The organism is Luteibacter sp. dw_328, from assembly GCF_018449605.1.
GTDB lineage: Bacteria > Pseudomonadota > Gammaproteobacteria > Xanthomonadales > Rhodanobacteraceae > Luteibacter.
This window is the reverse complement of record NZ_JAAVUW010000005.1, coordinates 95,223-108,236: the sequence shown is the minus strand read 5'-3', so window position 1 is coordinate 108,236 and position 13,014 is coordinate 95,223. Positions and strand designations below refer to the sequence as shown.

Genomic DNA, 13,014 nt, shown 5'->3' with positions numbered 1-13,014 from the left:
TCCGGGCCGTTCAGGACGCGCCGTCGAAACCCGACTGCCGCCACGCTTCGAACACGGCAACGGCCACCGCGTTGGAAAGGTTGAGGCTACGGTTGCCCGGTCGCATCGGCAGGCGGACGCGATGCTCCTCGGGAATGGCATCGAGCACGTCGTCTGGCAAGCCCGCGGTTTCGCAGCCGAAGAGAAGCGCGTCGCCTTCGGCGAACGAGACATCGGTATGGAGATGCTGACCCCGGGTCGAGAAGGCGAAGACCCGCGGATGGCCGATGGCGGCGAGGCAGGCGCTCAGGTCGTCGTGGACGGCGACGCTTGCGAACTCGTGGTAGTCCAGGCCGGCGCGGCGGAGACGGGCGTCGTCCAGCTCGAATCCGAGCGGTCGCACCAGATGCAGGGCCGCGCCTGTGTTGGCACAGAGGCGAATGACGTTGCCCGTGTTGGGCGGTATTTCGGGTCGGAAGAGGATGACGTGGGGCATGCGCCCATTATGAGGCGATGCGGGGGCAGACGATGCCATCGGGTGGCACGCCGCAGCCGTTGGTGATTGCGCCGGCTGCCGTGCCGACCGTCGCCAGCTGTACCGGGTTGCCGGTGTAGGCGAGCATGTTGCCCAGGATCAGGCCGCAGACGACGAGCGAGGCGACCAGCAGGCTGCGGAGCATCAGGAGTTCGTGATTCATGGCGTAGGTTCCGTAAATTCTTAAAGGGTGGCTATTCAGAACATCTGGCCGAGGGTCAGGCCGCAGATCAGCATCGAGGTCACGAGCAGGCCGCGCATCATCAGCATTTCGTACTTCATGGCGTTCTCCGGATCGATGTCGGGCGGGAAGTCCACCCGGCTTGGCAGGACTAGTAACGCAAACGCCGTGCCAGCTTTTAAGGGCGTGCAATCAGCTGATTCGTATGAGGTTTGTCAGGTGGCGACGCTGCGAGTCGATGTCCGCGGACACTGACCACGTGACAGCGGACACCGTCCGGACCGTGCAGGACGGCTGATTGCGTCCGATGGACCGCGCGGGCTAGCCTCGGAGGGATCGGGCCATAGAGGCCCACAGGAGCCGCTATGAAGAAACGATTCGCCCTGCTTGCTGCCGGGCTGATTTCCGTCGTTGGAGTCGCCGGAGCGGCCACCCCGTCCCCCGACGCCATCCCGGATATCCCCTTCACGCGGTTCCAGTTGCCCAATGGCCTGACCGTCGTGGTCCATGAGGATCACAAGGCCCCCGTCGTTGCGGTAAGTATCTGGTACCACGTTGGCTCCGCCGACGAGCCCGCTGGCAAGACAGGCTTCGCGCACCTCTTCGAGCACCTCATGTTCTCGGGCTCGGAGAACCGCAAAGGAACGTATTTCCAGCCGTTCGAAGTGGCCGGCGCCACCGACATGAACGGCACTACGTGGTTCGATCGCACCAACTATTTCGAGACCGTGCCGACGACCGCGCTGGACATGGCCCTGTGGATGGAATCCGACCGCATGGGCCACCTCCTCGGTGCCATCGGGCAGAAGGAACTCGACACCCAGCGCGGCGTCGTGCAGAACGAAAAGCGCCAGGACGAGAACCGTCCCTATGGCCGCGTCGATGAAAACATCCTGGTCAACACCTACCCGGCCAACCACCCCTATCACCACGACACCATCGGCTCGATGGACGATCTGGACAAGGCCTCGCTCGCCGACGTGAAGCACTGGTTCAACAGCTACTACGGCGCAGCCAACACCACGCTCGTGCTCGCCGGTGACATCACGGTGGCCCAGGCCAAGGCCAAGGCGGAAACGTACTTCGGCGACATCCCCGCAGGGCCGCCGGTGCCGCGTCAGCAGCCGTGGATCACGCCTGTCGCGACCTCCACGCGCGGCACGCAGCATGACCAGGTCGCACAGACCCGCATCGTTCGCACATGGGTCGTACCGCAGCTCGGCAGCGATGACTCCGTTCAGCTCGATCTCGCCACCACGGTGCTCGGCGGCGGGAAGACCTCGCGCCTCTACCAGCGTCTCGTTTACCAGGACAAGCTGGCCGACGATGTAAGTCTCGGCATTGCGCCGTTCGCACTCGCCAGCCAGGTGCAGCTCACCGTCGACGTCAAGAACGGCGTCGATCCAGCGAAGGTTGAAGCCGCTGTGGCCGATGTCTGGAAGGACTACATGGCGACCGGTCCGACAGAAGATGAGCTGGCACGCGCCAAGGTCAGCAATCGCGCCGGCTTCGTGCGTGGCCTGGAGAAGGTCGGTGGTTCCGGCGGCAAGGCCGTCATCCTCGCCGAGGGTCAGGTCTACCGAAACGACCCCGAGGCCTATAAGAAGGATCTCCAGCGCGCGCAGAACGCCACGATCGCCTCCGTGCTCGCTTCGTCGAAGACGTGGTTGTCCAAGGGGGACTACACGCTCACCGTGCTGCCCGCTGCGCCGGGCTTCGACCCCGCTGCCGAGGACAAGGCCGTGGCCGGCCTGAAAGACTCGGCGGGGCGTCCGGCGGCCGTGTTGCCGCAAGCCAAGACCTATACCGTCGGCAAGTCGGCGGTCGATCGCAGCAAGGGCGTGCCGTCGGTCGACAGCTTCCCCGATCTCTCGTTCCCGACCTTGCAGCGCGGCAAGCTGAAGAACGGCATCGAGGTGGTGCTCGCCGAGCGCCATACCGTGCCGATTACCCAGATCAGCCTTTTGTTCAATGCGGGCTATGCCGCAGACCAGGGCCGCAAGCTCGGCACGGCAAGTTTCACCTCGGCACTGCTCGATGAGAGCACGAAGACGCTGGATTCGGTCGAAGTGGCCCGGCGCAAGGAGCGCCTGGGTGCGATCATCGGTTCCGGCTGCTCGCTCGACAACTGCTCGATCGGCCTCAACGCGCTGAACTCCGAACTGACCCCGTCGCTCTCGCTGTTCGCCGATATCGTTCGCAACCCGGCGTTCAAATCCGACGACATCGAGCGCGTGCGCGGCCAGTGGATGGCGGGCATCGCGCAGGAGAAGACCGAGCCTACCGGCCTGGCCCTGCGTACCTTGCCGCCCCTGCTTTACGGCAAGAACCACGCCTACGGCATTCCGTTTACCGGCAGCGGCACCGAGAAGGCGATCGCGTCGCTCACCGCCGAGGATCTCGCCGGATTCCAACGGGACTTCCTGCGTCCGGACAACGTTCGCATTCTCGTCGCCGGCGACACCACGCTGGCGCAGATCCTGCCGCAGCTGGATGCCGTTTTCGGTGACTGGGCCGCGCCAACAAGTGCGCTGCCCACGAAGAACGTCGGCCAGGTCGCCGAACAGCCCAAGCCGCGCGTCTTCCTGATCAATCGCACCGATGCGCCGCAATCGCTCATTCTCGCCGGCCTGCTCGCGCCGTCGACCAAGGCGAAGAACGCACTCGACCTCGGTATCGCCAACGGCGCCTTCGGTGGCACCTTCACCTCGCGCCTCAACATGAACCTGCGCGAAGAGAAGCGCTGGGCCTATGGGGCGGGCAGCATGCTTTCCGATGCCCAGGGCCAGCGACCGATGCTGTTTTATGCGCCGGTGCAGACCGACAAGACGGCCGACTCCGCTGCGGAGATCCTCAAGGAAGCACGTGCCGTCATCGGCCCGAAGCCGCTGACCGACGACGAGATTGCGAAGATTCGGGCTCAGAAAGTCCGTGCGTTGCCCGGAAGCTTCGAAACCACCTCCGCGGTGCTCGGTGCGATGACGGGCATCGTCATCTACGATCGTCCGGACAACTACGTGCAGACCCTCAAGGGCCGCATTGAAGGTGTCGACCGCAAGGCCGCAGAGGATGCGTTGACGGCCGTGATTCACCCCGATGCGCTGACCTGGGTCATCGTGGGCGATCTGAGCAAGATCGAGGCGCCCGTTCGTGCCCTGAACCTGGGCGAGCTCCACGTGATCGATGCGGATGGCAATCCGGCAAAGGACGTGCCGCACGCCAGGACCGGCAAAGCCGGCAAGATCACAAAGGCGACCAAGCCTTCCCAGGATGCCGCCGCCCCGGCGACCGGCAAGTAACTCACGTGAGGGCGCGATCGACGAAGATCGCGCCCTCACGGTAGTCCGGCTAGCATAGGCATCGATCGAATCCCCCGGAGTTCCACATGCGCAAGGTTCTCGTCCTCCTCGTTCCCCTCGCCCTGTCTGCCTGCACCTGGGGCATCAAGCTCGATGACGGCGCGCGAAACGTTCGCACGGCCTGGAACGGCGACGTCTCAAGCTGCAAGGAGCAAGGCAAGGTCACGGTGTCCGTCATGAACCGTGTCGGCCCGGTAGATCGCAACGACCTGAAGGTTCGCGACGAACTCGAGGTACTCGCGCGTAACGAAGCCGCCAAGATGGGCGCCGACACGGTGAAGCCACTGGCCGATCCGAGCGAAGGCTCACAGCCGTGGGGTGCTTACACCTGCGGTAGTCGCAACGTCGGCCCCGCGCGTAGCGGTACGCCCGCGCCCGCCCCTCAGGGCGACAGCGCTCCCAAGGCGGGTTTTGAAACGGTCCCGCTGAAGAACAACTGATCGGACGCTGACGTCACTTCGCTCAGAGCGAAGTGACCCCGTCACGTGCTCGCGCGGCGAACGTCGCCGTCACCCAATCGATGAACACACGTACGCGTGGCGATAGCTGTCGATTGTGCGGATACAGCAGGGATACCGGTGAGGGCGTGGGAGGGTAGTCGGGCAGCACCGGGACCAGCCGACCCGTCGCCAGATCGTCCGCCAGGTGATAACGCGGCACCTGGATCAGGCCCAGTCCCATCCGGGCGAGATCGATATTGGTATCCGAACCGGTCACCGTCACGACGGACGGAAGATTGACCAGGCGTACGTTACCGTTCTCGACGAATTCCAGTGGAAGCGTGCTGCCCGTGGCCGTCGAGAGGAAGCCGATGGCGAGGTGGCCATCGAGGTCGTCCGGTGTTTGCGGCACGCCGTGGCGCTCCAGATACGCCGGGCTGCCGCAGGTCACTTCTTCCAGCATCGCGATCCGACGGCCAACCATGCTGCTGTCGGCCAGGTCGCCGACGCGAAGTACGCAGTCGACCCCTTCACGTACGAGATCCACCCAGCGGTCGCCTTCCCCCAGGTGCACCCGGAGGCCCGGGTAGCGCGCGAGAAAGTCCGGTAGGTCCGGCAGGACGAAGGTGCGGGCGAGCGTGCCGTGCATGTCCACGCGCAGCAAGCCGGTCGGTCGCGCGTCGAGGAAGGCGGCTTCGGCATCTTCCACCTCGGCCAGGATCGCTACGCAGCGCCGGTGATAGGCCTCACCGTCCAGCGTGGGGCTGACATGGCGCGTGGTTCGCTGCAGCAGCCGGACCCCGAGCCGGGTCTCCAGGCGCTTGATGGCCTGGGTCACTGTGGACCGGGGTAGATCGAGGTCGGAGGCCGCCAGGGTGAAGCTGCGCCGCTCCACGATGCGGACGAAGAGGCGCATGGTGTCAAAACGGTCCATGGCATTGTTCCGCTCGGCGGAATAGTGAAGCCATATGGTGATGGATTATCCGGAAGCCGACAACGTCCATCCTGTTCTCGCCCGGCAATGTCGCCGGTACCGGAGAACCCAGATGAACCAGAGCATCCCGAAAGTCGCCATCGTGACGGGCGCTTCGCGCGGTATCGGCGCGGCAGTGGCCAAGCGCCTCGCGCGCGACGGCTTCACCGTTGTCATCAACTATGCCGGGAGCGCCCAGGCGGCCGAGACCGTGGTCCGTGAGATCGAAGCTGCCGGTGGCAAGGCGATCAGCGCCCAGGCCGATGTGTCTAAGTCAGCCGACGTGCGCCGCCTGTTCGATACCGTGCATGAGGTCTACGGTGGCGTCGACGTGCTGGTGAACAACGCCGGCGTCATGGCCCTGGCCAATGTCGCCGATCTCAAGGACGACGACTTCGATCGCCTCTTCGCGATCAATGTGAAAGGCAGCTACAACACCATGCGCGAAGCCGCGACCCGCATCCGCGAGGGTGGTCGCATCATTAACTTCTCCTCCAGTGTGGTCGGCCTCCTGCAGCCGGGCTATGCCGCCTATGCCGCAACGAAAGCGGCTATCGAGGCGACCACCATGGTGCTTGCCCGCGAACTGCGCGGCCGTCAGGTCACGGTGAACGCCATCGCACCGGGCCCGACCGCGACCGATCTCTTCCTCGACGGCAAATCGCCCGAGCTCGTCGATCGTCTCGCGAAGCTGGCGCCGCTAGAGCGCCTCGGCACACCAGACGACATCGCCGCGGCCGTGGCCTTCCTTGCCGGCGCCGATGGCGGTTGGATCAACGGTCAGGTGCTTCGCGCCAACGGCGGCATCGTCTGATTCGCAGCCCTCTATTTTCAACCCTTAAAGAGAACCCATCATGAAGCAGGTCATCCTGATTACCGGTGCATCGAGTGGCTTCGGTCTCCTGACCGCACGCGCCCTGGCCGAGGCTGGTCACACCGTCTACGCGAGCATGCGCGACATCGCCGGTCGCAACGCGGCCAACGCCGATGCTGTTCTGAAGGAAGCGAAGGAGCGAAACATCGACCTTCGCGTGGTCGAACTCGATGTCACCTCGGACGCCTCGGCGGAAGCCGCGTTGAAGGCCATCGTCGGGCAGGACGGGCACCTGGATGTGCTTGTCCACAACGCCGGTCACATGGTGTTCGGGCCGGCCGAGTCCTTCACCGCGGAACAGTACGCCGAGCTATACGACGTGAACGTGCTTGGCACGCAGCGGGTCAATCGCGCCGCGTTGCCGGTCATGCGTGCCCAGAAGAAGGGCCTGCTGCTGTGGGTGTCGAGCAGTAGCGTCCGCGGTGGTACGCCGCCCTTCCTCGCCCCGTACTTCGCGGCAAAGGCGGCGATGGATTCGCTGGCCGTGAGTTACGCCGGCGAGTTGGCGCGCTGGGGCATCGAGACCTCGATCATGGTGCCCGGCGCTTTCACGAAGGGCACCAACCACTTTGCCCATGCGGGAAAGCCGAACGACCAGGCGCGTGAGGCCGAGTATATGGACGGCCCGTATGCAGGTATGCCGGACCGGATCCTCCATGGCCTGGCGGCGCTGGAGCCGGCCGATGCGGACGCCGGGGAGGTGGCCACGAAGATCGTCGAGGTGGTGAACCTGCCCTTTGGCAAGCGGCCCTTCCGAGTCCATGTCGACCCTTCTCAGGACGGCGCCGAGATCGTGAACGGCGTAGCCGATCGGGTGCGGCGGGAGTTGTTCTGGCGTGTGGGCATCGCGGACCTCTTGTCTCCCAAGGTGTGAGGCCTGAATGCGTCGCCGGCGTCTGCCGGCGACGCGGAGTCGCAAGAACGAATAAATAGATCATCTATTGATTATTCATCTCTGAACTATATACTTATGAGGCAATCCGCCAACAGGATCCCTCATGAGCGATTTCGCCCCCACCGAAGCCCGGCTCCAGGTCACCCGCTCGAAGTACCCTGGCTTCCCGCGCGACCCCGCCGCGCTTGTCCGGCTGATCAAGCATCTCTACAAGGAGATCCACGACGAGGCCAACGCGGTGATGAAGCCCTACGGGCTCAACCATCCCGAATACAACATCCTCATGATGATGTATGGCTCGCCGGACAACTCGCTCAACCCGTCGCAGCTGGCCGATGCTGCCGGCGAGAAATCGGCCAACGTCACCCGCCTGACCACGCAACTCTGCGAGAAGGGCTATGTCGCGCGCGCCTCGAGCGAAGACGACCGTCGCAAGGTCACGCTGACGCTGACGCCCGAGGGCATCGCGCTGATCGAAAGCTTCCTCCCGGACATCGTCGCCCTGCTTTTCCGCCAGACGCGCAAGCTCGATGCCACGGAGCAGGCCCAGCTCGAAGTCTTGCTGAAGAAGATGCTCGCCGGATACGGGGAATAAGTAGTACTCGCCATGTCTGCGTCCGATCTCACCATCACGCCACCCGTCACCCGCCAGGTCGTCGTCGAGACCCTGCGCGAGGAAGCCTCCGTGTGGCTGTTCGTCGTGAAGACGCTGATCGCATTCTTCCTCACGGGGTGGATCGCGATGCGCTTCGCCTTGCCGGCGCCTTCGACGGCCATGCTGACCACGGTCATCGTCGCGAATCGCCAGTCGGGCATGGTGCTGGCGAAGAGCTTCTATCGCGCCATCGGCACGCTTGCCGGCGCAGCGGCGGCGATCACCATCGTGGCCTCGTTTCCGCAGCAGCGCGACCTCTTCCTGCTCGCCCTTTCCTTATGGATCGGTGTCTGCGCCGGTGGTGCCACGCTCTATCGCAACTTCAAGTCGTACGCCTTCGTTCTTGGCGGCTACACGGCCGCCATCGTCGCCATTCCCGTGATCGACAATCCGCCCGGCGTCTTCGATTCGTCGTGGGCGCGCATCAGCGAAGTGCTGTTGGGCCTGGCTGTCAGCGGCGTCGTCAACGACATCGTTTTCCCGAGCCGCATGCGCGACGTGTTGCGTCGCGCCGCCCGCGAGCAGTTCTCAAACTTCGTGGGCTTCGTGCGTGACAGTACGCGCGGCGTCATCGCGCGCGAGGCGATGGAGAACGCGCATCTGCGCTTTGTGCGCGCGGCGGTGTCGTTCGAGGACCTGCGCAGTTCGGTGATCTTCGAAGACGCCGAGGCGCGCGCCCGCAGCGGCCACCTGCGCCTGTTCAATCAACGCTTCATGGCGGCCTCGACCAGCTTCCAGTCGCTGCACCATCTGATCAATCGCCTGAAGCGGGCGCACCGTGATCTCGCCGCCGGCATGCTTCTTCGTCTGTACGCGCCTATCGGAACGGCGCTCGATGCGCCGATCGAGGCCGGCGTGATCGCGCGCGAATTGCTGCCGCGACTGGTCGCGGCCCGCGATGCCATGCGCACGCAGACGGTGCCCCTCCGGGACTCGCTGACCGACGCGCAGGATATCCGCGACTTCGATACCGGTGCGTCCCTGTTGGCACGCTTTGTCGACGAACTGCACGCGTATGTCGATGCCGCAGCGTCGCTGCAGGCACCGCGCGTCATCGCCGCGTCGGGCGAGCGGGTGCGCTTCGATCGCGGCAACGATTTTCTCGGCGCCGGGCTCGCCACGGTGCGCGCCACGCTGACCATGCTCGCCCTCGGCGCCTTCTGGATCGGCAGCGCGTGGCCGCTCGGCTCAAGCGCCATGCTGCTCGCCACCGTCTTCGCCGGGCTGTTTGCGACCATCCCCAACCCGACGCGTGTCACCTGGATGGTGATGCTCGGCTACCTCTCGGGCATGGCGGCAGCATTCGTCTGCGAGTTCTTCGTGCTTACCCAGGTGGATGGGTATGCCTTGCTGGTGATCGGCATTGCGCCCTTCCTAGCGGTCGGGCTGGTCATGATGATGAGCCAGCGCCTCGCGTCGTACGGGCTGGGCTGGGCCATGGGCCTGGCTTACATCCTCGCGTTGAAGAACACCCAGGTGTACGACCCCGCGCACTTCATTAACGATGCCATCGCGCAAGTCGTCGGCCTGGGCGCGGCAGCGGTCTCCTTCGTGGTGATTCCGCCGGCGATCGGTAGCGCGTGGTTGCGTCGCCGCCAGCTTGCGCGCCTTCGCGGCCAGGTGGCACTTGCCGCCGAAGCGCCGCTGCCCGGCCTGCGTCATCGCTTTGAGAGCGTGAACCACGACCTCGTCAGCCAGGTGGTCGCGCAGACTGAGCCGGGCAGTGCCGATTCGCGTGCGCTGATCGCCTGGGCGCTGGCCGTGCACGAAACCGGCCGCGCCCTCATCGAACTACGCCATGACATGGCGCGCTCCGATCTGCCTGCCACGTTGCATCCCTATCTGACGGATGCCCTGCGCACGCTCGCGCGCTTCTACGAGAAGCCGGATGCGGCGGGCTACCTGCTGGCGCGCGACGCCGTCGCGACGGCGATCGCCAGTATCGGCGAGCACGAAGGCGCACACCATCTTCTCGAACACCTCCACCTCGTCCGCATGGCGCTGCTCGACGGCGAATCCGTCCTTGCGGCGTACATGCCGAACGCCCCGCTTGCCAAGGAGATCGTCCATGCCTCGTGAGATCGCACTCGGCGACGCCCTCGTTCCGGGGCTGCTCGTCCTTTTTGTCCTGGCCTTGCTGCTTCTCTGGGCGCTCGACGGGGTGGCAGGTCGTTTCGGTCTCTACCGGCTCGTCTGGCATCCACCGCTGTTCCGCCTGGCCGTGTTCGTTTGCGTATTCGGCGCCTGTGCGCTCTTCCTGCTCTGAGTGATCCCGTCATGAAATTCGCGACCCTCATTCGTTTTACCGTCACCGCGATCGTCGTGCTCGTCGCGGCCTTCGTCGGGCATGCCATGTGGAAGCACTACATGTACTCGCCGTGGACGCGCGATGGCCGCGTACGCGCGGAAATCGTCCGCATCGCGCCGGACGTCGCGGGGCTGGTCACCGACGTGAAGGTGATCGACAACCAGACGGTGAAGAAGGGCGACGTCCTCTTCGTGGTGGACCGTGCGCGCTACGAGAACGCCGTGGCCCAGGCCAGGGCGAACCTCAACGCCGCCGAGGCCGCTGCACGTGCCGCCGGCGCGAGTATCAACGCCGCTTCAGCGGGTGCCGAGCAGAGCAAGGCGAACTACGAGATGTACGAGGCACAGTCCGAGCGCCGGCAGAAGCTGATCAACAACGTGATCTCGGCCGAGGACAAGGCCAACGCCGCGGCCGCCGCGAACGCCGCCAAGGCCGGCTGGCAGCAGACGCTCGCCAGCACGAAGCAGGCCAGCGCCGCGCAGCAGCAATCGCTGGCGGCCGTCGCCCAGGCGCAAGTGGAACTCGCCGCGGCGCAGCTCAACCTGGACCGCACGGAGGTCCTTGCGCCGGTCGACGGCTTCGTCACCAACCTGGATGTGCGTGTGGGCGATTACGCCAATGCAGGCACGCCGCGCCTCGCACTGATCGACAGCCACTCGTACTGGATCTACGGCTATTTCGAAGAAACCAAGCTGCCCGGGTTACGCATCGGCGATCCCGTCGACATCCGGCTGATGAGCGGAGGGGTGAGGTTCAAAGGCTCGGTGGAAAGTATCGCCCGCGGTATTACCGATGCCGACAATCCCACCGGCAGCGATCTACTTGCCGACGTGAACCCGACCTTCAACTGGGTGCGGCTGGCACAGCGTGTACCGGTACGGGTGAAGATCGACACGGATCATCTGCCTCCGGGAACGGTGCTTTCAGCCGGTATGACGGCGACGCTGATCGTACATCCTTCGCATCCGGACGCAGTCGCTGCTCGATAAGGGCCAATACGAAGGCGCGGCTGCGCATCAGGCGTGCGGCGGCGCCAGCCGGTTGAGTCGCAGCTGCAGCCACTTGTCCACGTCCGGCCATTCGGTGGCGAGGATGCTGTAGCAGACGGTGTCGCGGAGCGAGCCGTCGGGGCGGCGCTTGTTGGCGCGGAGAACGCCCTCGCGTTTTGCGCCCAGCTTCTCGATCGCGCGCTGGGAATCCTGGTTATAGGCATCCGTATGGAACGCCACGGCGACCACGCCGACGTTCTGGAAGGCGTTGTCCAGCAGCAGATGCTTGCAGGCCGTGTTGACGTGGCTGCGCTGCCATCGGCGCGCATACCAGGTGTAGCCGATGGCCACGCGCGACGGATCGTCCTCGATTTCGTAGTAGCGGGTCGAGCCGACGATCTGGCCGGTCTCGTTCTCGCGCACCACCCAGGGTGACATGCGACCTTCTTCCTGGCCGCGCAGGGCGGATTCGACATACTCCGTCATGCGGCCGGGTCCGGGTACCGAGGTGAACCAGAGGTCCCACAGATTGCCGTCGGCGGCGGCCTGCTCCAGCGCCGGGATGTGCGCCAGGGTCATCGGTTCGAGGGTGACGTAGGCGCTTTCGAGGCGGATGGGCGTCATGGCGCGGGTCTCAGGCGTCGAGGTCGGGAATCAGGCGGCTTTCGATCCGGGAAATCGTGTCTTTCAACAGTAGCTTGCGCTTCTTCAGGCGGGTGAGCTGGAGCTCGTCCCGGCCGATGGAGGCGGCCAGATGGTCGATGGCGGCGTCGAGGTCACGGTGCTCGACCTTGAGCTCGGACAACCGTTTGTTCAGTTCGGCGGGATCCTGGACCTGCATGGCATTGGCCGGGCGGGAGGTGAAGGAGAGAGTGTAACTCCCGGCGGTGTCCCCCGCAGCGGCTACAATAGGAGGCCGTCCCTCCCGAACACCGCCAACGCATGTCCGCCATACCCGACGCCACCCGTAAGCAGAGCTACGAAGCCGGCAAGCTGGCCAAGCGCTTGCGCCGCCAGGTCGGCCAGGCGATCGCCGACTACGGCATGATCGAGGACGGTGACCGGATCATGGTCTGCCTTTCCGGGGGTAAAGACTCCTACACGATGCTGGATATGCTGCTTTCGCTGCAGGCGAAGGCACCGGTCCGTTTCGAACTGATCGCGGTGAACCTCGACCAGAAACAGCCGGACTTCCCCGAGCACGTCTTGCCGGCGTACCTGGCCGAGCGGAACATCCCGTTCCACATCATCGAGCAGGACACCTACAGCGTCGTCACCCGTGTCATCCCGCAGGGCAAGACGATGTGCAGCCTGTGCTCGCGCATGCGTCGCGGGGCGCTGTACCAGTGGGCGTCGAACAACGGCATCACCAAGATCGCGCTCGGCCATCATCGCGACGACATCCTCGGCACGTTCTTCCTCAACATGTTCTACCAGGGCAGCCTGAAGGCGATGCCGCCGAAGTTGCTCTCGGACGACGGCAGCCATGTAGTGATCCGCCCGCTGGCCTACTGCCGCGAAGACGATATCGCCGCCTACGCGGAAGCGCGCGCGTTCCCGATCATCCCGTGCAACCTCTGTGGTTCGCAGGAGAACATGCAGCGCAAGGTCGTCAAGCGCATGCTCGAAGACTGGGAAAAATCCAATCCTGGCCGCAGCGAAACCATCTTCCGCGCGATGGGGAATATCGCCCCTTCGCAGCTGACCGACCGTAAGCTGTTCGACTTCGCGGCGCTCGGCGCACGCGAGGGCGCGGCGCGCGCCGACACCCACGCGTGGCTTGCCGGCGGCGACGCCGGTGACGACAACGACTGATTATCTAAAAC

13 protein-coding genes and 1 pseudogene are annotated in these 13,014 nt (G+C 64.9%); 9 read left to right on the top strand and 5 right to left on the bottom strand.

Annotated features, from left to right (window positions below; all coding sequences use genetic code 11):
- Nucleotides 1-10 precede the first annotated feature (10 nt).
- Both HB634_RS13190 and HB634_RS13185 read right to left on the bottom strand, forming a co-directional pair.
- Nucleotides 11-475: a tRNA (cytidine(34)-2'-O)-methyltransferase gene (locus HB634_RS13190; RefSeq protein WP_063571270.1), complete on the bottom strand. Its 465-nt coding sequence runs from the start codon at nucleotides 473-475 to the stop codon at nucleotides 11-13.
- 7 nt (nucleotides 476-482) lie between these two features.
- The gene (locus HB634_RS13185) at nucleotides 483-677 is read right to left on the bottom strand and encodes a hypothetical protein (protein WP_063571271.1); all 195 of its coding nucleotides are present in this window, start codon (nucleotides 675-677) and stop codon (nucleotides 483-485) included.
- 383 nt (nucleotides 678-1,060) lie between these two features.
- Here HB634_RS13185 and HB634_RS13180 point away from each other — a divergent pair.
- Both HB634_RS13180 and HB634_RS13175 read left to right on the top strand, forming a co-directional pair.
- Nucleotides 1,061-3,901, top strand: a pseudogene (locus HB634_RS13180) (pitrilysin family protein); the annotation flags it as partial.
- Nucleotides 3,902-4,080: 179 nt separating this feature from the next.
- On the top strand, nucleotides 4,081-4,494 hold the full coding sequence (locus tag HB634_RS13175) for a DUF4156 domain-containing protein (protein ID WP_063571272.1): 414 nt from the start codon (nucleotides 4,081-4,083) through the stop codon (nucleotides 4,492-4,494).
- Nucleotides 4,495-4,516: 22 nt separating this feature from the next.
- On the opposite strand, the gene HB634_RS13170 is transcribed toward HB634_RS13175, so the two are convergent.
- A complete protein-coding gene (locus HB634_RS13170) occupies nucleotides 4,517-5,428 on the bottom strand; it encodes a LysR family transcriptional regulator (protein ID WP_213948888.1) in 912 nt (303 codons plus the stop codon).
- Between the two features lie 112 nt (nucleotides 5,429-5,540).
- On the opposite strand from HB634_RS13170, the gene HB634_RS13165 reads away from it, so the two are divergent.
- The 6 genes from HB634_RS13165 to HB634_RS13140 all read left to right on the top strand — a co-directional run bounded on the left by HB634_RS13165 (nucleotide 5,541) and on the right by HB634_RS13140 (nucleotide 11,188).
- Nucleotides 5,541-6,281, top strand: coding sequence for an SDR family oxidoreductase (locus tag HB634_RS13165; protein ID WP_063573844.1), 741 nt, complete (start codon nucleotides 5,541-5,543; stop codon nucleotides 6,279-6,281).
- 40 nt (nucleotides 6,282-6,321) lie between these two features.
- Nucleotides 6,322-7,215 carry an SDR family oxidoreductase gene (locus tag HB634_RS13160; protein ID WP_213948887.1) on the top strand — a complete coding sequence of 298 codons (894 nt, stop codon included), beginning with the start codon at nucleotides 6,322-6,324 and terminating at the stop codon, nucleotides 7,213-7,215.
- A gap of 124 nt (nucleotides 7,216-7,339) precedes the next feature.
- On the top strand, nucleotides 7,340-7,831 hold the full coding sequence (locus HB634_RS13155) for a MarR family transcriptional regulator (protein WP_213948886.1): 492 nt from the start codon (nucleotides 7,340-7,342) through the stop codon (nucleotides 7,829-7,831).
- A gap of 12 nt (nucleotides 7,832-7,843) precedes the next feature.
- Nucleotides 7,844-9,970, top strand: a complete 2,127-nt coding sequence (locus HB634_RS13150; protein ID WP_213948885.1) for an FUSC family protein — start codon at nucleotides 7,844-7,846, stop codon at nucleotides 9,968-9,970.
- Complete coding sequence (locus HB634_RS13145; protein ID WP_063573218.1) at nucleotides 9,960-10,157, top strand: DUF1656 domain-containing protein; 198 nt, start codon at nucleotides 9,960-9,962, stop codon at nucleotides 10,155-10,157. The genes HB634_RS13150 and HB634_RS13145 overlap by 11 nt, the downstream gene beginning before the upstream one ends.
- Before the next feature lie 11 nt (nucleotides 10,158-10,168).
- The gene (locus HB634_RS13140; protein WP_213948884.1) at nucleotides 10,169-11,188 is read left to right on the top strand and encodes an HlyD family secretion protein; all 1,020 of its coding nucleotides are present in this window, start codon (nucleotides 10,169-10,171) and stop codon (nucleotides 11,186-11,188) included.
- A 27-nt stretch (nucleotides 11,189-11,215) separates the two neighbouring features.
- Here the strand turns inward: HB634_RS13140 and HB634_RS13135 are convergent, their stop codons facing one another.
- Nucleotides 11,216-11,812 (bottom strand): GNAT family protein, encoded by a 597-nt coding sequence (locus HB634_RS13135; protein ID WP_213948883.1) that lies wholly within the window; start codon nucleotides 11,810-11,812, stop codon nucleotides 11,216-11,218.
- Nucleotides 11,813-11,822: 10 nt separating this feature from the next.
- A complete protein-coding gene (locus HB634_RS13130; RefSeq protein WP_063573419.1) occupies nucleotides 11,823-12,029 on the bottom strand; it encodes a DUF465 domain-containing protein in 207 nt (68 codons plus the stop codon).
- Between the two features lie 101 nt (nucleotides 12,030-12,130).
- Here HB634_RS13130 and ttcA point away from each other — a divergent pair, with 101 nt between their 5' ends.
- On the top strand, nucleotides 12,131-13,003 hold the full coding sequence (gene ttcA / locus HB634_RS13125; protein ID WP_063573420.1) for a tRNA 2-thiocytidine(32) synthetase TtcA: 873 nt from the start codon (nucleotides 12,131-12,133) through the stop codon (nucleotides 13,001-13,003).
- Nucleotides 13,004-13,014: the final 11 nt, after the last annotated feature.